Consider the following 25,437-nt stretch of genomic DNA (forward strand, 5'->3'; position numbering starts at 1 on the left):
GTTGCCTAACGGATCGGCGGCGCATAAAGCAGGTGCAGAGACAAATGCTTGGAAAGCCGCACCGATGAACAAGACGGTTTATTTTTCGACGCTCGGCGGATTGCCGCCGCAGAGCCAGCTGCTCTCGGGCCGGGCCGTTTTTACCACGGCTTACGCGGTCATCCCCCGCGGCGTCATGAGCGATATTGTCACGAGCCTGCTCCCGCATTGGACGGGCACGCGCGCATGGGTTCTCTCCCGGCCGCTGTCGGGCTTCTCCGAGACCTTCTCGCAATATGTGATGGAAGTTCAGCCGGGCGGCGGTAGCGACCGCCCGGAGCCCGACAAGCGGGCTGAAGCGGTGCTGTTCGTCGTCGAAGGCGACATGACGGTTGAGCTCGAGGGCGTCAGCCATGCGCTGCGCGCCGGTTCCTTTGTTTACATTCCAGCGGATTCGGCCTGGCGTCTGAAGAATGACGGCTCAGCCGCAGCAATCTTCCACTGGGTCAGAAAGGCCTTTCAGGAGGTCGAGGGGCTGGAACCGCCGCCGGGGATCGTCACCCATGAGGACGACCATCCGATCCGGGCCATGCCCGACACCGACGGGCGCTGGGGCACGACCCGCTTCATCGATCCGGCCGATGTGCGCTACGACATGCACGTCAACATCGTGACGCTGGAGCCGGGTGCGGTGATCCCGTTCATGGAAACGCATGTCATGGAGCATGGTCTCTATGTGCTGGAGGGCAAGGCGGTCTATCGCCTGAACCAGGATTGGGTCGAGGTCGAGGCTGGCGATTTCATGTGGCTGCGCGCCTTCTGCCCGCAGGCCTGCTACGCCGGCGGCCCCGGCCGGTTCCGCTACCTGCTCTACAAGGACGTCAACCGCCATATGAAGCTCTGGTAGTCGCTTTCCGCGACGCGTGCCGCACGCCCGCACGCTCCCGATCAGCCTGTTCGGTTGCTTGACAGCTCTGTGGATTGCCCGCATCGTTCTTCGATGCGGAATATGGATTCATGGCTCTCGGAGAAGAAAGAAATAGGCCGAAGAAACGCTGCCGAGGCGGTCTTCGAAGATATCCGCACGGCCATTGTCGATCGGAAACTGGCGCTCGGGATCCGTCTGCCCTCGGAGGTGCAACTTGCCGAACGTTACGGCATCAGCCGGGCGATCGTGCGTGAAGCGCTGCGTTCGCTGCAGACACTGGGGTTCACGCAGACCAGGACCGGCCGGGGCACCTTCGTCGTTTCGGAAAGCCCCGCGCGCCAACTCGGCGGCGGCGCCTATTCCGCCCGGGATCTGATGGAGGCGCGCCCCTGCATCGAGATTCCGGCTGCCGGTTGGGCGGCATTGCGGCGCTCGGACGAGCAGCTGACCCGGCTCGCATCCTTGTGCGACCGGATGGACGAGGAAGAGGATGTCCGGGAATGGGTGCGGATGGATGCGGTCTTTCACGGAGAAATCGCGGAGGCTTCCGGCAATGCGATCTTCCGGAAAGTCGTCGCCGATGTTCGCGGCGCGCTTTCGACGCAATCCGAACTCGTCGAGCATGTTCGCGGCCGGCGCAAAGCGTCCAACGCCGAACATCGCCGAATTCTGGAGGCAGTTGCCGCGGGCAGCGAGCAGGATGCGCGCGCGGCAATGGCGGAGCACCTGCTGGAGGTCGAGCGGTCCATCATCGGGATTGCCGATAACAGACGAACTGCCTGGAAGGCCTGATTTCAATTTTGCGCCCGGACATTCCGCCCGGCCAATCGAATGCAAGCGATGAACGATCTAGAAAACTGGCTGTCCGATCCCGCGACCCTCAGTCGCAAAAGCGCCTCGGAACTTGTGTTCGATGAATTGCGCAGCCTCATCCTTTCCGGCCGTTTTGCTGCCGGTTCGAAGCTGCCGTCGGAAGCTAAGCTGGCGGGAAAATACGGCGTCAGCCGCCCGATCGTCCGGGAAGCGCTGCGCTCGCTGCAGATTTTGGGGCTGACGGAGACGCGAACGGGCAGCGGCACCTATGTACTCGCGGCTGCCGGCGACGGAAATATCAGTTACGGCGATTATTCGGCGCGTGATCTGATGGAGGCGCGGCCTCACGTCGAAGTATCGGCCGCCGGCTGGGCGGCGCTGCGTCGGAGCGATGACGAGCTGTCCCGCTTGCTCGGACTTTGCGACGAGATGGAGCAAGAGAAAAATACCGAGGCCTGGGTGCGGTTGGATTCGGAATTTCATGGGCTGATCGCGGCTGCATCGAAGAACGCCGTCTTCCGCGACATCGTCGACGAGGTCCGGGAGGCGATGGCGCAGCAATCCGGGCTGCTGACGGTCTTAGGGCCGCGGCGCCAGGAGTCGAACGACGAGCATCGCGCGATTGTCGACGCGATCCGTGCAGGCTCGGAGATCGAAGCCCGGGCCGCGATGGAGGTTCATCTCCAAAAGGTCGAGACGGCGGTCAATCGCATCCTCGGCGCCGCACTGCGTTAAGCAGCCGCGAACGCTTCCTCCAACACCGTGCGCTCGGGCATCGGCAGCTGCCAGATGGGCGAACCGGCGTTCATATATGCACCCTCTCGAACGAAAGACCTTGACCGTGGCGCGGATCCTCAGCTATTCCACAAACCTGTCAGACCGCATAGCAGATTAACATCTATGGGGCGACTGCGCGGAAGGGCGGCCGGGGAGGCTGCCGAATCCAGGATAGGGAGGAGTAATGACAGTCATGGAATCCACCAGAACCGAGGCCGATGGCCAGATCTTCGCCGAGGAGGATCTCGGTTACAAAAAGGCGCTGAAGCCGCGTCAGATCCAGATGATCGCCATCGGCGGCGCCATCGGCACCGGCCTGTTTCTCGGCGCGGGCGGGCGGCTTGCCGCTGCCGGTCCGGCGCTCGTACTCGTCTATGCCTTGTGCGGCTTTTTCGCATTCCTCGTTCTCAGGGCTCTCGGCGAACTGATCGTCCATCGCCCGACCTCGGGCTCGTTCGTCTCCTATGCCCGTGAATTTTACGGCGAAAAGCTCGCCTTCGCGGTCGGTTGGCTGTACTGGCTGACCTGGGCGATGACGGCGGTCGCCGATGTCACCGCGGTGGCGCTCTACATGAATTTCTTCAAGGCCTATGTCCCATGGATCGCCATGATCGATCAGTGGGTATTTGCGCTGACGGCACTGGTCCTTGTTCTCGCCATGAACCTTCTGTCGGTGAAGGTCTTCGGCGAACTGGAATTCTGGTTTAGCCTCGTCAAGGTTCTCGCTCTGGTTGTCTTCCTGATCGTCGGGGTTTACTTCGTCATCTCCGGCACGCCGATCGACGGCCACGTTCCGGGGCTGAATACGATCACCGATTTCGGCGGCATGTTTCCGAGCGGGATCCTGCCGGCGCTGGTCGTGATACAGGGGGTGGTTTTTGCCTATGCCTCGATCGAGCTGATCGGCACCGCCGCAGGCGAAACCGAAAATGCGCGCAAGGTCATGCCCCGGGCGATCCGGACGGTCGTGCTGCGCCTGGTGGTCTTCTATGTCGGCTCGGTTCTGCTGCTGTCGCTGCTGCTGCCCTATACCGCCTATAAGGGCGGCGAGAGCCCCTTTGTCACCTTCTTCGGCAAGATCGGCGTCCAGGGCGCCGACGTCGTCATGAACCTCGTCGTGCTGACCGCGGTCCTGTCGTCCCTCAATGCAGGCCTCTATTCGACCGGCCGCATCTTGCATTCCATGGCGATCTCAGGCTCGGCGCCGGCCGCCCTGGCGAAAATGAACAGATCCGGCGTACCCTATGGCGGGATTGCGGTGACCGCAGTCGTGACCGCCTTCGGCGTCGTGCTGAACGCCGTCGTTCCGGCAGCAGCTTTCGAGATCGGCTTGAATGTCGCGGCCCTCGGCATCATCGCGGCCTGGGGCGTCATCGTCCTCTGCCAGCTCAAGCTGTGGTACCTGTCACGTCAGGGCAAGCTGGCGCGGCCGGAATTCCGGATGTTCGGCGCGCCTTACACCGGCGTGCTGACGCTGGGCTTCCTGGCGATCGTCGTGATCCTGATGGCCCTCGATTATCCAGTCGGCACCTACACGGTCGCGTCTCTGCTGCTGATCATTCCGGCGCTGGTGGTCGGCTGGCTTCTGATGCGGGAGCGCATCCACCTGATTGCAGCCGAACACGGCGACGATCGCGGCGGTTTCGATCTGGCCTGACCCGCGATAGCTATCCCCGGCGCGCCGAAGGCCGTCGGGCACCGCATCAATGGAGAGAGAAATGATCCCGAGTGAGGATTTCGTCGTCACCGATCGTGGCGGCATCGTCGAGAACCGTCACCGCGTCCATGCGGCGGTCGTCGATGCAACGGGGAGGCTGCTTTACGCGCTGGGAAACCCGACGCGCCTGACGCTTGCCCGGTCTGCCGCCAAGCCGGCTCAGGCGCTTGCCATCCTCGAGACGGATGGGTTCGAGCGCTACGGCTTCGATGATGCCGATCTCGCGCTGATTTGCGCTTCCCACAGCAGCGAAGAGCGCCATATCGTGCGGACGCGGACCATGCTATCAAAGATCCAGGCCGAGGAGGCGGATCTTCGCTGCGGCGGCCATCCTTCCTTGTCCGAAAACGTGAACCGGGCCTGGATCAAGCAGGACTATACACCGACGGCTGTCTGCAGCAATTGTTCGGGAAAACACGTCGGAATGATTGCCGGCGCCCGGGCCATCGGAGCGGGCGCCGACGACTATCACCTGCCGGATCATCCGATGCAGCTGGTCGTGAAGCGGACGGTCGCCGAACTCTGCGACCTGGACCCGCAGGACGTCGAATGGGGGATCGACGGATGCAATCTGCCGACGCCCGCTTTTCCCCTGGATCGCCTGGCGCGCCTCTATGCCAAGCTTGCTTCGGCCGCGGACCGGGGCGAGGGGCGGGAGGGCTCGTCGACGCGAGACGCAGCGCTGGCTCGCATTTTCCGGGCGATGGCGTGCTACCCTGAACTGGTCGCGGGCGACGGGCGTTACTGCACGGTTTTGATGCGCGCATTCGACGGCGCAATGATCGGCAAGCTCGGCGCCGATGCCAGCTATGCAATCGGTGTTCGCGCCTCGGACGATACCAGGCGACTGGGAGCGGATGGGGCGCTCGGCATCTCGGTCAAGATCGAGGACGGCAACATCGAAATCCTCTACGCCGTCGTGACGGAAATCCTCGAGCAGCTTGGCGTCGGCTCGTCGGAACGTCGCAGGCAGCTTGCGGAGTTTCATCGCCCCAGGCGCGTGAACACGATGGGTATCACGACCGGCGGCGTGTCCTTTCCATTCAAGCTGCGCGGATCCAAGCCGGACGGAGAGAATTCCCGTCCCGCGGCTTGACCGGATGACACTTCCGGATCCGGCAATTTCTGCCGCGTCCCCATTCATCATTCTTCCGGCCTGCCGCCGCAGCCGCAGCGCCGCCTCTCGAAAGTTCAGCCATGACTATCTCCGATATTGCGAAAATCCGCGTCGAGCATGACCTGATCGGCGACCGCGACGTTCCGGCCTCGGCCTATTACGGCGTGCATACGCTGCGCGCGGTCGAGAATTTTCCGATCACCGGTCAGACCCTGCGTGAATCGGCGGATCTGATTGCCTCGCTCGCCGCGATCAAGCAGGCGGCGGCTCAGGCCAATGCAAGCCTCGGCCTTCTCGATCGGGCGCGCGCCGACGCCATCATCGCAGCCTGTGTCGAGATCCGCGACGGCGCGCTGCACGACCACTTCGTCGTCGATCTCATTCAGGGCGGCGCCGGCACCTCGACCAACATGAATGCCAATGAGGTGATTGCGAACCGGGCGCTTGAAATCATGGGATATTCGCGGGGCGAGTACCAGCACCTGCATCCGAACGAGCACGTCAATCTCTCGCAATCCACCAACGATGTCTATCCGACGGCGCTGAAGCTCGCCGCCTGGATCGGCGTTCACCGTCTCGTCGACGCCATGGCAATCCTGCGCCGGTCGTTCGAGGCCAAGGCGGTCGAATTTGCCGACGTCCTCAAGATGGGTCGCACCCAGTTGCAGGACGCCGTCCCGATGACGCTGGGACAGGAATTCGGAACCTATGCACTGATGCTCGCGGAGGATGAGGCGCGCCTTGCCGAAGCCGTCTCGCTGATCCGCGAGATCAATCTCGGCGCCACCGCCATCGGTACCGGCATCACCGCCCATCCCCACTATGCAGCGCTGGTGCGCGAGCGCCTGTGCGAGATCGTCGGCGTCGATCTGGTGACGTCGCCGGATCTGGTCGAGGCGACGCAGGATTGCGGATCCTTCGTGCAGCTTTCGGGCGTCCTCAAGCGCGTGGCGGTCAAGCTGTCCAAAACCTGCAACGACTTGCGACTGCTGTCCTCGGGACCGCGAGCGGGACTGAACGAGATCAACCTGCCGGCGCGGCAGGCCGGCTCCTCGATCATGCCGGGCAAGGTCAACCCGGTCATCCCCGAGGTCGTCAACCAGGTCGCTTTCGAAGTGATCGGCAATGACGTGACGATCACCATGGCCGCCGAGGCGGGCCAGCTTCAGTTGAATGCTTTCGAGCCGGTGATCTTCTACAGCCTCTACCGCAGCCTGAGCCACTTGACCAATGCCTGCCTGACGCTCGAAGCGAACTGCATTCGAGGCATTACCGCCAATCGTGACCGGCTGCGGCAGACGGTCGAGCAGTCGATCGGCATCGTGACGGCGCTGAACCCCTATATCGGCTATCGCAACGCCACGGAGGTTGCGCTGGAAGCGCATCATTCGGGACGGGGGGTTTACGAAATCCTTCTCGAACGCGGCCTGATGCAGAAGGAGCATCTCGATGCGGTGCTGCGCCCGGAAACCCTGACCCGGCCGAGCGAGAAGCTATCCTTCTCGTAAGGCATGTGGCTCTTTTTGCTGTTGCGAAGGGCGCCCGGCCGCTTCCGCAATCTCTCCAAAAGGATGTCAGCGGCACATGAAGCTCTGGTCGCTTCATGTGCCCGGCAACACTCATCTGTGCGTGATCACGCCGCCTTTGCTTGCGGCTTGGCGGCCTTGACATGGGTTATGCTGCGGCGGCCGTCGATGCCGACGGGAATATCGCCGTCAACCGTGGCGCGGCGCACGACGCGGTGCTGGTCGCCATAATCGTTGACGGCATAGTGCTGGGTGGCGCGATTGTCCCAGATCGCCACATCCCCCGCTCTCCAGCGCCAGCGCACGGTATTTTCCGGGGCGGTGACGTAGGACTGGAACACCTCGTAGAGTTTTACGGAGTCGCTCTTCGACAGCCCGACAAGGCGCTGAACGAAGTTGCCGAGCAGTAGCGATCTTTCGCCGGTTTCCGGATGGACACGCACGACCGGATGCTCGGTCTCATAGATGGTCGAGGTGAAGACCTCCTCGAAATGCTTCTTCTCTTCAGCGGTGGCGCGAGGGCGAACGGCAGCATAGTCATAGGCATTGCTGTGAATGGCCCACAGGTGATCCGCCAGCAATTTGAGCGGCGCCGGCAGGCTTTCATATGCGGCATGGGTATTGGCCCAGATCGTGTCGCCGCCGGCCGCCGGAATGACTACGCCGCGAAGAACGGAGAATTTGGGATAGGCATCGACGAAGGTGACGTCGGTGTGCCACTGGTCCGCCCTGCCGCCGCCGCGGCTGGAATCGAGATTGAGGATGGAAGCCGTGCCGGCGACCGGTCCCTGGGTTGGATGCGGCACAAGGTCGCCGAGGCGGCGTGCGAAGGCTTCCTGTTCGGAATCGTCAAGATGTCCTTGATCGCGGAAGAAGATGACCTTGTGTTTCAAGAGAAGCTGGTTGATGGCCGCCACCTTTGCATCCGAAAGATCACCGCCGAGGCGGATACCCTCGATTTCGGCACCGACGCGGCCGGTCAGCGGGACGACATCGGACTCGGGGATGATCTGATTGACGAGAACCGGATTGCTCATGGAAATCTCCTGTTGAAATTGGAAGAAGTCGGCAGGTCACTGCGCCCGATGAAGGATTCATCGGGCGTTCGAAATCTCATCGCTGGATGTCGACAGGGCTATGGAACGGCATAATCTATAAAATATATAGACAATAATTTCTAATTTTGCCTGTTTTCCTGAAATGCGATGTTCGATTTCCTCACCGGCGGGGAGGCTGGCGGCCGTTGCCATTTCTTCGTATGTTCCGCCGGTCAGCGTGGGATCGCCGAGCAAATCATGCTTGAGGCCCTGGATCCGCGCCCGGAAAGGAACTTGCGATGGCAACAGTCAAACTCCTGTCGGATGAAGAGGCCGCAGCCATTCCGACCGTGCAAGCCGTGTTCGATGACATCAGGGCGACACGCAAGACCGATTTCATCAACAATTTCTGGCGTGCTCTCGCAAATGATCCCGCAAATCTCAACCGGGTGTGGGAGACGCTTAAGTCGGTCATGACGGTCGAAGGCGCGATCGATCCGTTGACGCGGGAGATGATCTATATCGCCGTGTCGACGGCCAATGCCTGCCAATACTGCATTCAATCCCACACCGCGGCCGCCCGGGCGCGCGGCATGACCGATGCCCAACATGGCGAACTCCTGACGATCATCGGGCTTGCCGCGCAGACAAATCATCTCGCTCTCGCCATGCAGGTTCCCACAGATCCGGAATTCGAGGTGCGGTAGGAAACGACCCGAATAACTTCGCGGCTGCGGCATCGACGTACAGAATCGGCCGCTTGGAGCGCCTTCAGCACGATGCGATTACCCCCCGCTGAAAACGCTCACATGTGCCTTTGACAGGATAACAAGATCGTCCGGTCTGACGTTGAGATAGTTGCGCCGCGTGCCGCAGACGGCTCCTCCGTCAGCAAAAATCTCTACGATGCCCTTGTCGTGGATGACTCTCAGATCCGTCGCACCGGCAATCGCCGCGGCGTAACGGATCGATCCGTCGTCTTGTGGCAGCTGCACGGAGATACTTTGATCTTCCACGACGATGGAAAATGACAATTGTCCGGCTTCGGTTGCGGTGATCCTTGTTCCGTCGAGCGTCCCGTTCAATCGGATATCGATAGACGCGTCGTCCAGAACGTATCTGCCGGGCTCTGCGGAAGACAGAGGCGCATGAGTGAGGGCCTCCTCCACTTCGTCAGCGGGTCTCATGCATATCCTGTTGCGCGCATCCAGCGACAGCTGGCGAGGTAAGGACAACTCGCCGGAATACGGCGACCCGGCAGGCTTGCGGAACTCCCAATTGAACAACCACGCAAAGGCAATCTGCCTGCCATCCGTCGCGAAGCTCTGCATCGCATAATAGTCGCTACCGAAGTCGAGGAGTTGCAGCGCATCGGAGTCCGGAATGAAGCGGTCATCGACGAAATCTCCGACGAGCCCATAAAGCAGGTTGTGTCGGCCGCTGCCTGGATCACAGTGTCCGACAAGTCCCATGATCAGCACCCATTTGCCGTCGATGGGGAAAAAGTCGGGGCATTCAACTGCTCTGGCGCCCTGCTCACGGAAGAAGGGCGGTGCACGGAACAGCGGTCCCAGGTATTTCCACTCACGCAGATCCTCCGAACCGTAAAGCAAGACTGCCGGGTCGCCATGAATAGAAGCGCCGAGCACCATGCGATAAGCGCCGGCGGCTTCATCCCACCACACCTTTGGATCGCGGAAGTCGTGCTCGACTCCTTCGGGGCGCTGCTCGAGCACGGTCGAGATGCTCGCCGCCTTGATCATCCGCCGGTCCGGCCGGGCGATCTTCTGTATTTCTCGATAACCTTTGAAAAGGTCATAGGCGGGCAGGCGCTCCGTATAGAAGAACATCAGCCTGCCATCCCTATCCTCAAATGCATTGCCGGAGAATGCGCCTCCGGTTGCACCGAGACGCCAGAGGTTCTGCTCCGGATGGAGGAAAACCGGCATGTGTGTCCAGTTGAACAGGTCAGGGCTGGTAGCATGTCCCCAGTGCATTGGCCCCCAGTCGCCGCCGCATGGATGAAATTGATAAAACAGGTGCCAGCAGTCGCCCATCCTGCAGAGACCCACGGGATCGTTCATCCAGTTGCGACAAGGAGAAAAATGAATTCGAGGCCGCTGAGGATCGCTTCGCAGCCATGTGCCAATTTCCTTTCCTGCGCGAATTAGAATCTCATCCGTGCTGAATTCCCATAGCTTTATGCCGGCCTCCGCAACGGTTGCCGGATCGTAGGAGTAGGCCCAAAGGAATGCTTCCGGCCGATCCCATTCAACGACAACGCTGCCGGCCTCGCGGTGGTGATAGGAATAGTATGATGGATGAGCTTCGAAAGCGGGCACACTCCAGAGGGTCTCACCATATTGTGAAATGGTGACGGCCCCGGGACCAACTGCCCAGAATTCCAAACGCTCGCCCGAAGCAAAAGAGACAGTCGCTTTAGCCATTTGGAGACGCAATCTGAGTGAAGAACGGCCGGTCCGAAGACTGGCCCAAGTTTTCTCGGGAAGAGGACTTGTGGTCCCACGACCGGCGGGAGAGGCCTGGCGGCTGCGGTCTATTGCCCAGGAACCGGAGTGCCCCTGAATGCATTGACCGCTCGGTCCATCACCACTTGTTCGACATTTCCGGAGTCCAGGACCGTATTCCCCACGGAGGCCTTTTGCACCAGCACAGTCGTTACGTCGAGCAAAGTCGAATTCCCGATTGAAAGCAATGCGCTCACTTGTGTTGAAAAACAGGCGCTGTTTGGCGTGTCGCTCCCGTCTTTTTGAGCTATTTCGGTGGTGGCCACAATGTGGTTGTTGGCTATGTAGTTTCCACTGCCGGAAACTACATTGATTATGACAGGTTTTGCTGCGGGAGGCTTGATATATTGAGTGTCAACGGTGTGCGAAATATGGTTCGCGATCAGCGAATTGTTGCTGCCGTCAATCTGCAGAAGTCCAAACAGATCATCCAAGCCATTGTCGTACTTCTGCATCGGCGCCCATGGCTCGCGATCTCGCAGAAAATGATTTGACGAGACCAAATTCTCGCAGCAGTTAGCAGCAAGAACCAACATTCCGGGATAAAAGGAATGGAACCTGTTTCCCGTGACCGAGGAACGCACCACTCCGGAGAAATGGACACTGCTTGCTCCTCGAGGAAATACGTTGTTTGAGGACACCAGAATGCCGGCGTAATTCTCGGCGTAAATCGAGTGCCCCCTATATCCCGCGCCGACGAAATTATTTGCTATTCTCGAGGCCTGCCCCATACCTTTCAGTTCGATACAGTTGCCGCACTCTGCGATGAAATTGTTGTCTATCGCGAGCGCATCTGCATCATGAACAGTAACTCCATGTTCCAGGTAGATAAGGCCCATCCCGGTTATTCGGAATGAGTCATTGGCGCTGCCCACATAGATTCCCGTTTTGCCATTTCTGTATGTGTTTTCTGCGTCGTCTTGCCCCAAACCATCATCGATGAAGTGCAAGCCATCGATGCAAAAGTCGGCAAACTCCACAGAGCTTATACGAGGATTTCCGTTGCGCTTGACATAAAACGCGGCACCAGCAGCCTCACCGTCTGCGGCCTCTGGAGAAATGTCCACAAGGATTCGACTTCCGCCCGGCCACACCTCGTGCCAGTGGGCCAACTCGCCTGCGGGTGTGTTGAAGCGGATGCTTGACGACGTAAAACCATGACCAGAGCCAACGATTTTCAGATAGCTCACGTCTATAACGACTTGAGTGACGAGACGATAATCGCCTGGTGGTATGTAGATAACTGATCCAGGTTTTCCGCCGTCATTTACATCGACAACCGCTTGCCTGTTCTTGATATCTGCAATGATGTTATTGATGACGGCGCCAATATCCTCCCGAGGATTGCCTGTTGGATACTTCGTGACGTCGTAACAGTTTTCGCTAACCATTGTCATGTCTCCTCGGACAGCGAGGGTTAATCTTGTTTTCTTTTGGCTGTGCCTTCACCAGATGCTGGTGCGGGTGCCCGGGTCAAAGAAGTGAAGTTCTTCGGCATCGACAGCGATGCGCGCGATGTCACCTGCTCGCACTGTGCTCTTTGGAGAAAAGCGGGCTACCGCAGCTTTTTCGTCGCCGATGTCGACGATGGCGTCCGGGTCGCCAGCGTCCACCCATGGTGCATCGATATTCAGATGCACCATGGATTCAGAACCCAGCGCCTCAACAAGAGTGACCGGGGCCGAGATCTCGGCCGAAGAAGGCCGGATTGAAGCGTCATTCATGTGCTCCGGCCGGATGCCGAGGAGGATTTGACGGTGAGACGCACCGTTGAGCGAGGGACGGCATTCGAAAACCCGGTCAGGAATTTCGAAACTGTTGCTGCCCAGGATCACCGTCCTTCCATTCAGAACGGCCTCGTACAAGTTCATCGAGGGCGATCCGATAAAGGCCGCAACAAAGACGTTGTCGGGGCGACTGTACAGGTTCTGGGGAGTGTCGACTTGCTGCAGCACGCCGCCCTTCATGACAGCGACACGGTCCCCCATCGTCATTGCCTCGACCTGATCGTGAGTGACGTAGATCGTGGTGACGTTGAGTTTTCTCTGGAGGCTGGCAATCTCGGCGCGCATCTGCACACGCAGTTTTGCATCGAGATTGGACAACGGTTCATCCATCAGGAAGGCGGACGGCTGGCGGACGATCGCCCGACCCATGGCGACGCGCTGCCGCTGGCCGCCCGAGAGCAGCGCCGGTTTGCGGTCGAGCAGAGCCGTCAGCTCGAGGATGCGCGCGGCCTCATCCACGCGGCTGGCAATGTCGGATTTCGGCAACCCCGCCATTAGCAAGGGAAAGGCGATGTTTTCGCGCACGGTCTTGTGCGGGTACAGCGCGTAAGATTGAAAGACCATGGCGATGTCGCGATCTTTGGGATCGACATCGTTGACGACCCTGTCCCCGATCCTGAGTTCGCCGCTCGAAATGCTCTCAAGGCCGGCGATCATCCGAAGCGCCGTCGATTTCCCACAACCCGAGGGACCGACAAACACCATGAACTCACCATCCCTGATGTTGAAACTCAGGTCGTGTAGCGCATGAAAGCTGTTGCCGTAGATCTTGTTGACGTTGCGCAGTTCTATATCGGCCATGTCTTAGCCTCCCTCATCCTTTTACAGCGCCGAAAGTCAGGCCGCCGACGATCTGCTTTTGAAGTGCGAGCGTTACGATGATGACGGGCAGTGAATAGAGCACGGCCGCCGCCGTCATCGCTCCCCAGGCAAGGCCATAGACGGAGTTGTATTCAGCAATGACGATCGGTGCCGTTTTGGTCGCCTCTGACGTCAGCAGCAGTGCGTAGAGGAACTCATTCCAACTCGTGATGAAGGTAAACAGCGCGGTGACGGCGATTCCGCCCGTCATGATCGGAAGAATGACCTTCAGAAAGGCCTGGAAACGGGTGCAGCCGTCCATGCGCGCCGCTTCTTCCAGATCCTTCGGAACGCCTTCGAAGAAGGCTGCCATGAGAAGAAGCGCAAGAGGTACCGCGGCTGATGTGTGGGCGAGCACCAGACCGGGAACGGTATCCAGCAGACCGAGCGACTTAAGAAGCTGGAACAGTGGCACGCCGAGCGACACCGATGGCACCATGCGCGTGACCAGCGCGAAAAGCAGGAACAGGGTGGTGATCCGGCGCCGGTAGTGGGTCGCGACATAAGCGGCCGGAACCGCCACAGCGAGGGAAAGGATGGTCGTCAGCACCGCCACCATCAGCGAGCTTGCGAAGGCCCGCGGCAGGATCGACGATTGCAGGACATCGCGAAAATTCTCGAAAGAGATCACCACGGGAAAGAAGCTCGGCGGAATCTGCTGGACATCCGCTGCCGGCTTGATCGACGTCATGAGCAGATATACGTAAGGCAGCGCATAGGACAGGACGAGGACGAGCGCGGCGGCATTGATCACCATGCCGTTGAGATTGAAGCGGCGCGCACTACGCATGGACCGGCCTCCATATCTTCCAATAGGCAGCAGCAGCCAGAACCATCATGACGATTAGAAACAGCGTGCCGGAGGCCGAGGCCTCGCCGAGATCGCCGAAGCGCATCATGCGCTGATAGATGTTCATCGAAAACACTTCAGAAGCGTGGTTGGGGCCACCCTGCGTCTGAATCCAGATGAGGTCGAAGGTCTTGGCCGCATCCACCCCACGCACGATGACGACGACGGCGATCACCGGGCGCATCAGTGGCAGCGTGACATGCCAGAAGCGCTGGAACGCGTTCGCGCCGTCGATCCGCGCCGCCTCGAGCAGGTCTTTGGGAATGTTTGTCAATCCGGCATAGGAGACGAGGGCGACAAAGGATGTCGTCAGCCAGATATCGGCGAAAGAGACGGAATAGATGACGATATCTTCGTCGGACAACCAGGCAATCGCATCGGGATCGCTGATGACGCCCAGATGGACGAGCCCGTAGTTCAAGATGCCGATGTTCCCGACCAGGAGAAAGCGCCACAAGAGGCCGGCGACGATTGGCGGCACCATCAATGGCAGCGTGAAGATCGTGCGGTGCCAGCGCGATTTACCGGGGAGCGCCGTGAACAGCAGCGCGGCGCAGAAACCGAAGGTAAATTCGAAGAACAGCGCAAAGATCGAATACTGGATTGTTCTGAATGCGCTTTCCGCGACACGCTTCGAGGTTAGCGCGTCGATATAGTTCTTGAGCCCGATCCATTCTCGTATGTGGGGAGTAATGGTGTCGACCTTAAAAAAGGAATCGAACACCAAAAGCCCTACCGGGTATGCGACCAGCAAGCCAAGGATGGCGAGGGCTGGCGCAAGCATGCACAGCACGAATCGGTCTTCACCCGACATGGCGCTCTCCGAAAGCTGATGATGCGAGGAGGACCACCCGTCCTCCTCGCCGCCGAGGGACTAGTCGAGGATGTCTTCGATCGTTTCCTTGGCGTCCGTCAGGACCTTGCCGACGTCCGCTTTGCATGTCAGGGCCTGCTGCACGGCTGGCAGAACCGCTTCGTCGACAAATTCCTGATATTTTTCATTCATCGGACGGCCTTGCGTCGCAGGAGCGCCCAACGTCTCAAGCAGCGGCGTGAAATGCTCATAACCGGGCTTGCTGGCATAGCCGTTATAGGCCGAATTCGTCGCAGCCAATCCAAGCGGCGCTTCGATACCGAGCGCATTGTTGGCGATGGCGAAGGCTATGAACTTCTTGGCCGCGTCCTTGTGCTGGGAGGTCGACGGAACGACATTGTACCAAGGACCCGGAATTGCCGCGATTCCTGCATCGCCAGCCAGCATTGGGGCGACGCCGACCTTTCCGCTGACCTTGGAATCGGCGGGCGTCATCTTGTAGGCGTGCGCCCAGAATTTCATCATCGCCGTCTTGCCTTGATAGAACAGGTTCTGAGCTTCGCCCCAGCCAGTCTCGTTGACGTTTTCGGGCACGGAATGATCGATGCAGTGAGGCGCGATGTAGAATTCGAGCGCCTTCCTATGCGCTTCGTTGTTGATGATCACCTTCCCATCCTTGTCGAGGATCACACCTGGCGAGCCCGCCTGAAGCACATGCGCCATCCACTCTTCGGAGAAGCTGCCGATGGTGTCGGTGCCCCAAAAGTCAGTCTTGCCGTCACCATCGGTGTCTCGGGTGAAGAATGTTGCGATGTCGCGCCATTGCTGCCAAGTCTTCGGCGGGGCGAGGGGATAACCATATTTTGCCTGGAACGCTTTCTGTTCTTCCGGCTTGTCGAAAAGGTCCTTGCGATAAAAAACAATTTCGGCATTGGCCCAAGCAGGCATGCCGATCAGTTTGTCGCCGATCTTCGCGTCGGCAAGCAAGGCAGGCGGCAGGTCCTTGCGAACCGCGTCGGTGAAGAGCGGCGCGAGGTCTTCGACATGGCTTGCAAATTTCGCGTTCCACACGACGTCGATCGTTACCACATCGAACGCCGATGAGCCGGAGGCGATTTCGGCCGAAAACTTGTCGAAGACGCCCTGATAGGGAACGACGGTGAAGTCCACCTTGATACCGGTCTCGGCGGTAAACTTCTCTGCGGCTGCCTTCTGCAGCATTTCGCCGCCGCCTTCCACGAGGATATTGATGGTTTCGGCCTTGGCGGAGGCCGCTATGCAAACGAGCGCGAGCGCGTTGGCGCCAAGCAGTTTTTTCATGAATTCCTCCCTTGTTCCGCCGGAAGCACTTGCCTCAGGCTGTTCCATTGTTGGACCATAGGCGCGCTATGACGACGTTGTCAATTGGAATTGTCGACGTTGTCAGAAAAATATGTCGACGTTGTCATGCGTGTAGTTTACAACAGACCCGCATCAGGAGAATTGGCGGACATGGTTAGCATCGTCAGCGTCGCGAAAGCGGCCGGGGTTTCGAATAAAACAGTCTCTCGCGTCATCAATGGCGAGCCCTACGTGACTGAGGAAACCCGGGAGAGGGTGGAAAAGGCTATTCGCGACCTCGGCTACATCCCGAATATGGCGGCGCGCCTCATACGATCCAGCCGTTCCAACACCTTTGGGATTATCACCGATTATGTTTCCACGACGCCTTATTCGGTCGATATTGTCCGCGGAATTCAAGATTGGGCCAATGCGAACGGGAAAACCATCCTGATAGCCAACACCGGTGGTTCTTCCGAGAGAGAGGTGGAAATCTGGAAAATGTTCCAGTCCCATCGCATTGATGGAGTCCTGTATGTAACCATGTACCGCCGCATTGTGGATCCGGAGACCGGCGATGTCAGCATTCCGACGGTGATGATCAATTGTCGGCCGCAAACAAGGGAGCTCCTGCCGTCTATCGAGCCCGATGATTATCAGGGGGCGCGAGATCTTACCCGGTATCTCCTTGAACGGGGTCATCGCAGAATCGGTTACATCCGGCTCAATCCGATCCTATTGGGAGCCGAACTGCGCCTGGAGGCATTTCGCCGAACGACAAGCGAATTCGGTCTCACAGAGAACGACCTCTCTATCAGCCTCGGCATGGATGGGCCTGTCGGGGCAGAAAACAACTACGTCTTTGCGGCAGCGACCGAAATGCTCAAACAAGACGACCGTCCGACCGCGATCATGAGCGGCAACGACGAAATGGCAATTCAGATCTACATTGCCGCCATGGCGCTGGGATTGCGGATTCCACAAGACGTCAGCATCGTCGGCTTTGACGATTTTCGAACAGTCACGACGGCGCTGAAGCCAGAGCTGACCACAGCAGCGTTACCATACTACGATCTCGGCAGAGAGGGTGCGAAGTGGCTGAACGATTTGATAGCGGGCGAGAAGATTTATCCGGGCAGTCGGGTTGTCTCTTGCAAGCTGGTTGAGCGTAGCTCTGTCGCCTTTAACCCTCATTAGGCGGGAGAATCTCTGCTGCCTACCTTGAATGAGAGGCGGCATTGAGCTTCTTGCACGACCGGGCGCCCTACGCCGGGGCTTACTCCGGTTTACCTAATCGCGGTGAACGCCTGGATGTGAGATACTGAATATGCGGCAGATCGCCCGATCTGCCCGATTGTTGAGGAGGATGTCCTATGCCACTGTTCATAATCACAGGGTGCTATTCAGCCGCGGCAGCGAAGGGAATGATCGCCGATCCATCGGACCGGGAAGCGGCGGCCCGTACCATCATGGAAGCAGCAGGCGGGAAACAGCATTCTTTCTACGTCACGACCGGCGAAACCGACTGGATGGTAATCGCAGAATTCCCCGACGGTGTTGACCTGATCCCCGCGCTTCTTGTCGTCGGCGCATCGGGAGCAGTATCGAATATCAAAACCGTGCGAGCATACACGGGTGCGGAATTCAAGGCCGCCCAAGAAAAGGCGGGCAAAATCGCATCTGCCTACAAGGCCCCGGCAAAATAACGAAACCACTCGTCGAACGATCTTCGGCAGCGGATGTTCGATCCGCTGCCGGTTCGTTCCGGCATCGCCACAGGCGGAGAGGTCAGCCATTCGGGCAGGAGAGTGCGTAAATCCAAAATTGTGGGTGTCCAAGAGTGCGTGACCGAAGTCCAAAAGTATCTGGCGACACTCACTGAATGGTGGGGGTGGTGGTGGAGAATCTGTGGCGCTCAGGTTGAAATGTCCGCTGAGCCGCAAAGCAGAAATGTCACTCGCGGCTGCCACGCGGCACGACGACCAGCCCCGATCTGAGCGGCTGGTCCGGGTTGCAAGGTCAGAATCGGGGCGGGGTTGTGGCACCATTGGCTTTAGCTTTGAGACTATGCGATCGACGCCTCACGCTGCCGCATCGAGCTTTTAGTTGCCGCTCAGATCTGGCATCTGCGGTCTTCAAAAGTATTCCGCTTGAGCTCGCGGAAGATCGTCGAGCGATGCCGGCCGAGCTTCTCGGCAATGACGGTGGCGCTCACGCCGGCCGCTCGCCAGCGAACGATCCTGCGACGTTCATCCATGTCGATTTGGGAGTAGGTGCGTCTCGCAAGTCGCACTTCATCCTTGAGTCCACCCCGGCTACAGGTGAATCCGGCGTAATCTGTGTTATGGAACTTGAAGACGTGTGGCAACCGCTGCCACATAATTCGTTGAAATACCCAGAAAATTACTTCTTGTGCCTTCCCACATCAGAGCGTCAGCCAGTCGCCGATCGTTGTCCCGACACGTCGCATGGAGCGTGTTGTTGGAACGGCCGGGTGCTCGGTTGCTATGGTCTTTCGGACTTCACGCGGGCTGAGCCCGAATTCATGGCTGAACGCGCGGGTGAAATTGGCTGCAACGTCGAAGCCGGCGGTCTCGGCAATCTCCGAGATTGGCCTGGTGTCGGTCGGGTTGGTAAGCTCCGCATAGGCCTGCAGCAACCGACGTTTGCGAATGTAGTTGAAGACGCCCCCGCTCGTTTCGAACAATTGGTAGAGCCGCGTCCGCGAGATCCCCAGCGCACGGCACATGACCTCAGGCGTCAAGCTATCTGAATGAAGATTGAGGTGAATATAGCGATGCGCCCGCTCCATCAGCCCCATGTTGGTCTGTTCGTGACCGCGGTCCGAACTGGTGGAGGATGCGGCGCATGCAACGACCATATCGCCGATCGTCCGTACGATCCGCGGCACCTCCTCCACCGTCAAGCTGCTCAGATTGGCTTCCAGGCCGTTGATATAGCTGACCAGCAATTCAGCCAGGCTACCGGAGAAGGCGGTGTTGTTGGCGTTCTGCAGAAGGCTGGCATCACGGGTCAACAGTTCATAGGGCAGGAAGACGAGCACAGCGACTGAATCGGTCATCCGCCCGCGGTACGGATAACCAAGAGACCTGAAAAATATCTCACCCGGGCCGGTCTCGGTTACATGCCGATCGGCCTCGGTCCAGGCCCGGCCGCTGCGCAGCACGCCGAGGTTCCAGTGATCGATTGGGCTCGATCGCAGCATCGCCTGATCGCGAATATAGCTGCACGCCTGCGCGCGCTGCTGAACGATGAGGATATCGCCGAGATGCCAGCCGGTCTGTTCCGCAAGGAAACCGTCGCCCTCCGATTTTTCGTCCGGCAGATGAACATTCATAAGGGGCGCGACATGTGATCGCCAAGCCTGGAACTGTTCTTTCGGTGGCAGTTCGTGCGTTGAAAATCGCAGGGGCGCCAGCGCCGGTGGAACGTCCACCCGATGTTCTTTCTGGGAAGACGGTTCGCGCGGCCAGCGCCGCCGCTCCAGGTGCGCCGGCCATTCCTGTCCCGCAGCCGGGTCATCTCCAGATTCCGTAACCATCCAATTCCTCCAGCGCAAGAGCCAATCCGGGCTGTTCAAACTGAAGCAAACAATCGTTTTCGCGGCTGAACCGCGCAGCCATCCGACAAAACCGAATTGACTAAAGCTCTACGTGCATAAGCTACTTATCATATTCATCCGCGAGCAGAAATGGACGGACCGATAATTTTCTGGATGCGGCGATAACGACAATTGCGTCCCGTTCATATATCTAAATAAGCAATGGTTAATTCCGAAGGACGTTCGGAAATTTCCAAAATACTCAACTGCCGGTGCAATGTAGTGTCGAAGCGCCGTCAACGTAAAAAGACACTTATTCAAAACAAAAGATGCGAACATGGGAGGATAGGTCGTGAACTATCGGGGAAATAGTCGTGTGCGATTTGCGCAAGCCTTGGCTTGCGACAGGAATCATCCTGAGGGTGCGCCAGGAGAGATTCTACCGCCCATCGTGCCGATTCATGCGAGACGCTCCTGAGGCCGGACATCGGCAAATAATGGCGCGCGAGGGGTTGCGCGCAACCGAGGCCATCTGTGTCGATGCGTAAAGGCTCGAGGCTTGCACGCAACCCCTATCATATCCACCCATTGTCGAATTTCTTTGACGCTGCCCTTCATGTGGCAGAGGAGGCTAAGATGACTACCGCATGCGATGAGAACGTAATCCAATTGAAGCCGATTTCGAGCTGCAGACGAGAAGTCGAAGTCGCAATGGTGGAAATGCTCGTCAGTTTGCAGAAACGTGGATGGTCGGCTGCGGAGTTGGCATTGACGCTCGCAGACGCCTCGGAAGATCTTGTCATGCTGATCGCGACCAAAAAGCTTCGACCGAATTAAAGCAGTTCCAGGAAATGACAGGGTCCGGAATTGCGTAAACACAAAAGAGTAGAGCGGTTCTGTGCTTCCGTGAAAAGCTGAACCGCTCTTTGATCGCGTGGAATTAGGCCGTTTCTGTCTTAATGAGATGTCGGCATTACAGGCGCGGCGCGGCGATTTTCATCACCCCATACCCCACCACGTCAGTTCGCCGCGCCGGGATGGTTGACCACCGCATCGATATGCCCACGCCTCCGTCGGCGGCATTTGCTCCAAAGCCGAATTGTTTCTGTCGCAGGTTACGACCATCACTTGTCTACTAATTCTCAATGCGCTAATTTATGCAATAATGAGTTGCATCCGTTTGTGCCGGGTCCCCTAGCGACGGATGGCTGCAGAGCGATACCTTCGGATGACAATATGATCTGGAACCATCGCATCACACGCATCGTCGTCGGCCTGTTGCTGCTGGCACTCGTGACCGTCCTGTCATTGCCGACGATTACCGGCTTTACGAGCCTTGATGGCACAGTCAATGCCCGGTTTGCTGTCGTTAATGCCCCAATCGACGGCACGATTGCGGAAGAACCCCTCAAGGTCGGCAGCCCGGTCAAGGCGGGGCAACCCCTCGCAGAAATCCGAAATACACGCGTCAATCGTGCAATCCTCGCTTCGCTCGAGGCAGATCGCAACACGGCACTCGACCGCGTCGCGGCACTTAAAAAGGAGCGGGAGGAGCTCTCCGCACTTCGCGAGGAATTGTCTGCCAGATTGGAAATCTACAGGCAGACCACCATTGCCAATCTCGAGCGCGAAGTCGAAATCCTGCGGAAAAAAGTCGAAGTGTCGCAAGCTCAGGATCTGGTCGCGCAGGTCGACCTGAATCGCCGGATGGAGCTCGAGTCAAAAGGCATTCTAACGCAGAAGCTGGTTGAGGTCGCGCGGGCCGCCGGAGCTGCGACTGGCGGCGAGGTCGAAATCAGCAATTTGACTGTCGATCAATTGGAACAAAGGCTCAATGCGGTCCGCCAGGGTATCTTTGTCTTCGGCGACGGACAGAATGACGTGCCTTATTCGCGACAGCGTGAAGACGAGGTTGTCGTTCGCATCAACGACTTGAACTCACGCATCGCGGAAAATGAGACACGAGCCACCGAAGTTCAAAAGCAGCTGGTCAAAGAGGCAGATCGCGTCAGCAGCCTTGAATCCGCGACCGCAATAGCGCCGTTCGACGGCGTTATTTGGACCAGGAGCATCGTCGACGGTTCCAACGTGGTGCTGAACGACGAGTTGATGCGCCTCCTCGACTGTCGAGAGCTGTTTGTGGATATCCTTGTTCCCGAGGTCAATTATGACGAGATCTATCCGGGGCTTGTTGCGCAGGTGCGCTTGTTCGGCCGCAGCGATGTCTTCCAAGGCACCGTCATTTCTGCCAGAGGCAGTTCGGCTTCGGTCGAGGCCGATTCCTTTGCCGCCAGTTTACCGCCGTCGACCGAGCGTAATGCCCGCATTCGCGTTCGCCTTGATCCATCTTTCATGAACGACGATTTTGCGAACTCCTGCCAGGTGGGGCGCACAGTGCAGGTACGGTTTTCCAAGCACGGCATCGACGTATCCAACTGGGTCAAAAGCCTGTGGTTCAGTATCTTCTAGCGCTGGTTCCGACCTTTCTCGTTATGGCCTTCTTCTTTCTGGGGCCGTTCAATTGGTCGCGGCATCACACCTGGACACGGGCGGTAACCTGCGCGTTCGTCGCAGCATTCGCCTTGCGATACATGTACTGGCGCTTGACCGAGACGGTGCTTCCCTATCCGAACGACGGTGCGAGTTTCTACTGGGTCTGGATCCTCTTTGTCGTCGAGGTTCTCGCCTGCGTCGAAGTCATCCTTTTTCTGGTATTGATGAGCCGCTATGTCGACCGGAGCGCGGAAACCGACAGGTTGGGTCGTGTTTTCTTTGCGCGCGACAAGCGTGAGCTGCCGACAGTCGATGTTTTCATTCCCACCTATAACGAGCCGCTCGATGTTCTCGAGCGAACCATCATCGGCGCCCGCTCGCTGGATTATCCTGCGGACAAATTGAATGTGTATGTGCTTGACGATCAACGCCGGGATTGGCTGAAGGCCTATTGCGAAGAAAAGAACGTCATCCACGTCACGCGCGGCGACAACAGCCATGCCAAAGCCGGCAATATGAACAATGGGCTGAAGGTCAGCTCGGGCGAGTTTATTGCGATTTTCGATGCCGATTTTGTTCCCTATCGACACTTCCTTCGCCGGACCCTGCCCTTCTTTTCCGACGAAAGCATCGGTATCGTCCAGACACCTCAACATTTCTTCAATGTCGATCCGGTGCAATCAAACCTGGGCCTGGAGAATATCTGGCCGGACGAGCAGCGTTTGTTCTTTGACGAGATCGCGCCCAGCCGAGATGCCTGGAACGTCAGTTTCTGCTGCGGGTCATGCTCGATTGCCCGCCGCCAGGCCGTCGATGCAATCGGCGGTTTTCCGACGGAGTCGATCACAGAAGACCTGCTGACAACTCTTTCGATGCTCAACAAAGGCTACAAGACGCGCTACCTGAACGAGCGGCTATCGATGGGACTGGCCGCCGAAAACCTGACCGGTTATTTCGTGCAGCGCGAACGATGGTGCCAGGGGGGTATTCAAACCCTGTACTTGTATAATGGCCCGCTGCGCGGCCCGGGATTGACGCTCTTTCAACGGATCATGTTCCTGCCGGCATCATGGCTGGTGCAGTATCTGGTCCGCTTCACTATATTGCTTGTCCCCATCGTCTATCTCTGGTTCGGCCTGCTTCCGCTCTATTTCACGGATATGGCCGATTATGTATCTCATCAGGTGCCGCTGCTGGCGGCGTATTTTCTGCTCATGCTGTGGATCACGCCGACGCGCTATCTGCCTGTGGTTTCCAGCGCCGTCGGTACCTTTGCGACATTCCGCATGTTGCCGACCGTGGTCTCCAGCCTGGTGAGACCATTTGGCAAGCCTTTCAGGGTGACGCCAAAGGGCAGTGGCAACGAGGCGAACCAGTTCGACCGCTACAGCTTCGCCTGGATCGCAAGCATGATCACGATCACCGTGGTTGGTCTGCTGGTCAACATCGTACCGGAAACGTCGCATGTACAAGGCCAGTTTTCGCCGGTCGCGGCATGGTGGTCAGGGATCAATATTGTCGTCCTGCTGATTGCGTCACTCATCTGCTTTGAGAAACCCCGGCGCCTGTTTCATGCGTTCAAGCTCGATGAACCCGCCATCGTCAACGATGTCCCCGGCCAAGTCGTCAGTCTCGCACTCGACAAGGCGGTCGTTGCAGTCCCGGACATGGCCCGATTTCAATCCAAATCGGCGATGCTGAAACTCTCTGGCTTCGCCCCGATCAAAGCGGAGCTCGGACAGATCACCCAACGACGAAGGAGCGTAAGTCGCGGCGGCGACAAGCAAGCCTATTACCTGCACTTGTATTTTGAACTCAGCGGCTCTGCTCGCGACAGCATGATTGTAAAACTCTACACCGGTCGATATTCGCGGGACGTTCGCGACATCGACAAGGTTGCCGTCTCTCTTAATCTGCTGTTGCGGTCATTCGGGCGAACGCGCACGTTGTAGCCCGGCTCGTGAGAGAGGTTGTCGCGCTTCTTCAACTTATTGCCCGGATCGTTCGTCGAGGATGGACAGCGCGTCCTGCAGTCTGAGCGCCGCCAGCGCTTCCGTTGCCTCGTCCGGAGACCATCCTGCTTCGAGCGCTGCAGAAAGAACCAGCGATTCCGTTTGAAGTTCGAGCTTCTCATAAAGCGGCTCGATGGCTTCGCGTGCGGTGACAACGTGCTGATCGGGCGGAGTGATGGGCGTCGCGGCAACCGTAGGCATGATGCTCCTCCTTTTAAACGCTAAGGTTCGAAACCCAATTGCAGGCATGCTTGTTCCGTTCACAATCGCATTTAGCCGGATCACGGCTGACGGACACTGTTCCGAAGCTCTGGCGATCGCAATTTCGCCCGTCCTCGGCATCTCTGGGCTCCCAGCGAAAATCTCCGCTGGATGTGAACGAACGGACAGGCTACCGCACAATTGCCGAAAGCGGAAGCGACTTGCGGTAATCACCGTTGCCGCAGAAGCGCGCCTAACGAGGACCGTCGCCACATCTGCCGAAATTTCCTCCATTTCAGAAGCGCCCTGATGACGAGGGCCGACGGTATCTTCTCGTGGTCGCCGACGGTCCCCTGCTTGGCGACCGGTGCGTTTGCGTAGAGGAGAAACGCGATCAGCGTGGCTGGATCCTTGGCCTCGAGGTCGAGGCGGGCATCCGACAGATGCAGTCCCTGCTCGCCGTCCATGAAGGTCTGACCATCAACGGTGATCGAGCCATGGAAGACATAGAAGTAGAGATCCCTGCCCTGCTTGCGCGGGAATTCCGACCGCGCACCCGCTTCCAGCCGGATGTCGAAGATGTCGACAGCGCTGCGGACATAAAACGGCGCGCCCTCCCCTTCCGGGCCGACCAGGTGTCGCCAGACATTCGCCGCGACCGTGGGGATCGGGCCGTATTGAATTTTGGGCTGCAGATCGACCGCACGCGGACGAATGAGGATCTGCACCATTCGCAGCGGCGGATCGGTCACCAGCGTCTCCTCGGAGTGCCAGAAGCCTTTCCCGGCATTCATCACCATCAGATGATGGCGGTCGATCAGCAGCCAGCCTGTGGCTCGGTTCTGGTGACGCATCACGCCATCAGGCACCCAGGAGACGATCTCGTCGTTTCTGTGCTCGTGCATCGCGATCAGCCGGCCAGGGTCGAGAATGGATTCGACGACCATGGCGAGAGGGCCATGGCCGTGGTCCGTCGGCTTCGGCTTCAACCATCCCGGCATATTGATGTGCGCGACAAAACCGCCAGCATCCCGCACCAGGAATGTCCGTTCGCCTTTGAGCAGCATCGCGTCCTCCATGCCTGTCAGGCTATGACGACACGTCTTGCTGAGGAT

The 25,437-nt window shown here is 58.6% G+C and carries 23 protein-coding genes and 1 pseudogene; 12 read left to right on the plus strand and 12 right to left on the minus strand.

Features of this window, described 5'->3' with window-relative positions:
- Positions 1 to 64: 64 nt before the first annotated feature.
- The 6 genes from HJC04_RS05300 to aspA all read left to right on the plus strand — a co-directional run bounded on the left by HJC04_RS05300 (position 65) and on the right by aspA (position 6,839).
- The gene (locus tag HJC04_RS05300; protein WP_221145128.1) at positions 65 to 886 is read left to right on the plus strand and encodes a bifunctional allantoicase/(S)-ureidoglycine aminohydrolase; all 822 of its coding nucleotides are present in this window, start codon (positions 65 to 67) and stop codon (positions 884 to 886) included.
- A gap of 93 nt (positions 887 to 979) precedes the next feature.
- Entirely contained in the window at positions 980 to 1,699 is a 720-nt protein-coding gene (locus tag HJC04_RS05305) for a FadR/GntR family transcriptional regulator (RefSeq protein ID WP_210632367.1), read from the plus strand.
- 48 nt (positions 1,700 to 1,747) lie between these two features.
- On the plus strand, positions 1,748 to 2,455 hold the full coding sequence (locus HJC04_RS05310; protein WP_210632368.1) for a FadR/GntR family transcriptional regulator: 708 nt from the start codon (positions 1,748 to 1,750) through the stop codon (positions 2,453 to 2,455).
- Positions 2,456 to 2,681: 226 nt separating this feature from the next.
- The gene (locus tag HJC04_RS05315; protein ID WP_210632369.1) at positions 2,682 to 4,154 is read left to right on the plus strand and encodes an amino acid permease; all 1,473 of its coding nucleotides are present in this window, start codon (positions 2,682 to 2,684) and stop codon (positions 4,152 to 4,154) included.
- A gap of 61 nt (positions 4,155 to 4,215) precedes the next feature.
- Positions 4,216 to 5,310, plus strand: a complete 1,095-nt coding sequence (locus tag HJC04_RS05320; protein ID WP_221145130.1) for an asparaginase — start codon at positions 4,216 to 4,218, stop codon at positions 5,308 to 5,310.
- A gap of 101 nt (positions 5,311 to 5,411) precedes the next feature.
- Positions 5,412 to 6,839, plus strand: coding sequence for an aspartate ammonia-lyase (gene aspA, locus HJC04_RS05325; RefSeq protein ID WP_221145133.1), 1,428 nt, complete (start codon positions 5,412 to 5,414; stop codon positions 6,837 to 6,839).
- Between the two features lie 125 nt (positions 6,840 to 6,964).
- Here aspA and HJC04_RS05330 read toward each other — a convergent pair whose 3' ends face one another.
- Both HJC04_RS05330 and HJC04_RS05335 read right to left on the minus strand, forming a co-directional pair.
- Positions 6,965 to 7,894 carry a TauD/TfdA family dioxygenase gene (locus HJC04_RS05330; protein ID WP_221145135.1) on the minus strand — a complete coding sequence of 310 codons (930 nt, stop codon included), beginning with the start codon at positions 7,892 to 7,894 and terminating at the stop codon, positions 6,965 to 6,967.
- A gap of 57 nt (positions 7,895 to 7,951) precedes the next feature.
- Entirely contained in the window at positions 7,952 to 8,200 is a 249-nt protein-coding gene (locus HJC04_RS05335; RefSeq protein WP_221145137.1) for a hypothetical protein, read from the minus strand.
- Between HJC04_RS05335 and HJC04_RS05340 the strand changes: the two genes are divergently transcribed.
- Positions 8,194 to 8,601, plus strand: coding sequence for a carboxymuconolactone decarboxylase family protein (locus HJC04_RS05340; protein WP_210632374.1), 408 nt, complete (start codon positions 8,194 to 8,196; stop codon positions 8,599 to 8,601). The two genes, HJC04_RS05335 and HJC04_RS05340, sit on opposite strands and share 7 nt — an antisense overlap.
- Positions 8,602 to 8,679: 78 nt before the next feature.
- Here the strand turns inward: HJC04_RS05340 and HJC04_RS05345 are convergent, their stop codons facing one another.
- The 6 genes from HJC04_RS05345 to HJC04_RS05370 form a co-directional block, all read right to left on the minus strand.
- Positions 8,680 to 10,341 (minus strand): GH32 C-terminal domain-containing protein, encoded by a 1,662-nt coding sequence (locus tag HJC04_RS05345; protein ID WP_221145139.1) that lies wholly within the window; start codon positions 10,339 to 10,341, stop codon positions 8,680 to 8,682.
- Positions 10,342 to 10,451: 110 nt separating this feature from the next.
- Positions 10,452 to 11,813, minus strand: a complete 1,362-nt coding sequence (locus HJC04_RS05350) for a NosD domain-containing protein (RefSeq protein WP_210632376.1) — start codon at positions 11,811 to 11,813, stop codon at positions 10,452 to 10,454.
- A 54-nt stretch (positions 11,814 to 11,867) separates the two neighbouring features.
- Positions 11,868 to 13,010, minus strand: coding sequence for an ABC transporter ATP-binding protein (locus tag HJC04_RS05355; RefSeq protein WP_210632377.1), 1,143 nt, complete (start codon positions 13,008 to 13,010; stop codon positions 11,868 to 11,870).
- A gap of 13 nt (positions 13,011 to 13,023) precedes the next feature.
- Positions 13,024 to 13,860 (minus strand): carbohydrate ABC transporter permease, encoded by an 837-nt coding sequence (locus HJC04_RS05360; protein ID WP_210632378.1) that lies wholly within the window; start codon positions 13,858 to 13,860, stop codon positions 13,024 to 13,026.
- A complete protein-coding gene (locus HJC04_RS05365) occupies positions 13,853 to 14,734 on the minus strand; it encodes a carbohydrate ABC transporter permease (protein WP_210632379.1) in 882 nt (293 codons plus the stop codon). The genes HJC04_RS05360 and HJC04_RS05365 overlap by 8 nt, the downstream gene beginning before the upstream one ends.
- A 60-nt stretch (positions 14,735 to 14,794) precedes the next feature.
- Complete coding sequence (locus HJC04_RS05370) at positions 14,795 to 16,054, minus strand: sugar ABC transporter substrate-binding protein (protein WP_221145141.1); 1,260 nt, start codon at positions 16,052 to 16,054, stop codon at positions 14,795 to 14,797.
- A gap of 171 nt (positions 16,055 to 16,225) precedes the next feature.
- Here HJC04_RS05370 and HJC04_RS05375 point away from each other — a divergent pair, with 171 nt between their 5' ends.
- Together HJC04_RS05375 and HJC04_RS05380 are read left to right on the plus strand one after the other, a co-directional pair.
- Entirely contained in the window at positions 16,226 to 17,251 is a 1,026-nt protein-coding gene (locus tag HJC04_RS05375) for a LacI family DNA-binding transcriptional regulator (protein ID WP_221145143.1), read from the plus strand.
- 176 nt (positions 17,252 to 17,427) lie between these two features.
- On the plus strand, positions 17,428 to 17,760 hold the full coding sequence (locus tag HJC04_RS05380; protein ID WP_210632382.1) for a GYD domain-containing protein: 333 nt from the start codon (positions 17,428 to 17,430) through the stop codon (positions 17,758 to 17,760).
- Positions 17,761 to 18,162: 402 nt separating this feature from the next.
- Here the strand turns inward: HJC04_RS05380 and HJC04_RS05385 are convergent.
- Positions 18,163 to 18,311 (minus strand): annotated as a pseudogene (locus tag HJC04_RS05385) (helix-turn-helix domain-containing protein); the annotation flags it as partial.
- A gap of 168 nt (positions 18,312 to 18,479) precedes the next feature.
- Positions 18,480 to 19,616 carry an AraC family transcriptional regulator gene (locus HJC04_RS05390; protein WP_210632383.1) on the minus strand — a complete coding sequence of 379 codons (1,137 nt, stop codon included), beginning with the start codon at positions 19,614 to 19,616 and terminating at the stop codon, positions 18,480 to 18,482.
- 636 nt (positions 19,617 to 20,252) lie between these two features.
- Between HJC04_RS05390 and HJC04_RS32060 the strand changes: the two genes are divergently transcribed.
- The 3 genes from HJC04_RS32060 (at position 20,253) to HJC04_RS05400 (ending at position 24,061) form a co-directional block, all read left to right on the plus strand.
- Positions 20,253 to 20,453: a hypothetical protein gene (locus tag HJC04_RS32060; RefSeq protein WP_184458619.1), complete on the plus strand. Its 201-nt coding sequence runs from the start codon at positions 20,253 to 20,255 to the stop codon at positions 20,451 to 20,453.
- A 399-nt stretch (positions 20,454 to 20,852) separates the two neighbouring features.
- Positions 20,853 to 22,085, plus strand: coding sequence for an HlyD family secretion protein (locus HJC04_RS05395; RefSeq protein ID WP_210632384.1), 1,233 nt, complete (start codon positions 20,853 to 20,855; stop codon positions 22,083 to 22,085).
- Positions 22,067 to 24,061, plus strand: a complete 1,995-nt coding sequence (locus tag HJC04_RS05400; protein WP_210632385.1) for a glycosyltransferase — start codon at positions 22,067 to 22,069, stop codon at positions 24,059 to 24,061. The genes HJC04_RS05395 and HJC04_RS05400 overlap by 19 nt, the downstream gene beginning before the upstream one ends.
- Before the next feature lie 36 nt (positions 24,062 to 24,097).
- Here HJC04_RS05400 and HJC04_RS05405 read toward each other — a convergent pair whose 3' ends face one another.
- Together HJC04_RS05405 and HJC04_RS05410 are read right to left on the minus strand one after the other, a co-directional pair.
- Entirely contained in the window at positions 24,098 to 24,322 is a 225-nt protein-coding gene (locus HJC04_RS05405; protein WP_064695708.1) for a hypothetical protein, read from the minus strand.
- A 230-nt stretch (positions 24,323 to 24,552) separates the two neighbouring features.
- Positions 24,553 to 25,389: a pirin family protein gene (locus HJC04_RS05410; RefSeq protein WP_210632386.1), complete on the minus strand. Its 837-nt coding sequence runs from the start codon at positions 25,387 to 25,389 to the stop codon at positions 24,553 to 24,555.
- Between the last annotated feature and the right edge of the window lie 48 nt (positions 25,390 to 25,437).

This window comes from Rhizobium sp. NLR8a (assembly GCF_019685235.1).
Lineage (GTDB): Bacteria > Pseudomonadota > Alphaproteobacteria > Rhizobiales > Rhizobiaceae > Rhizobium.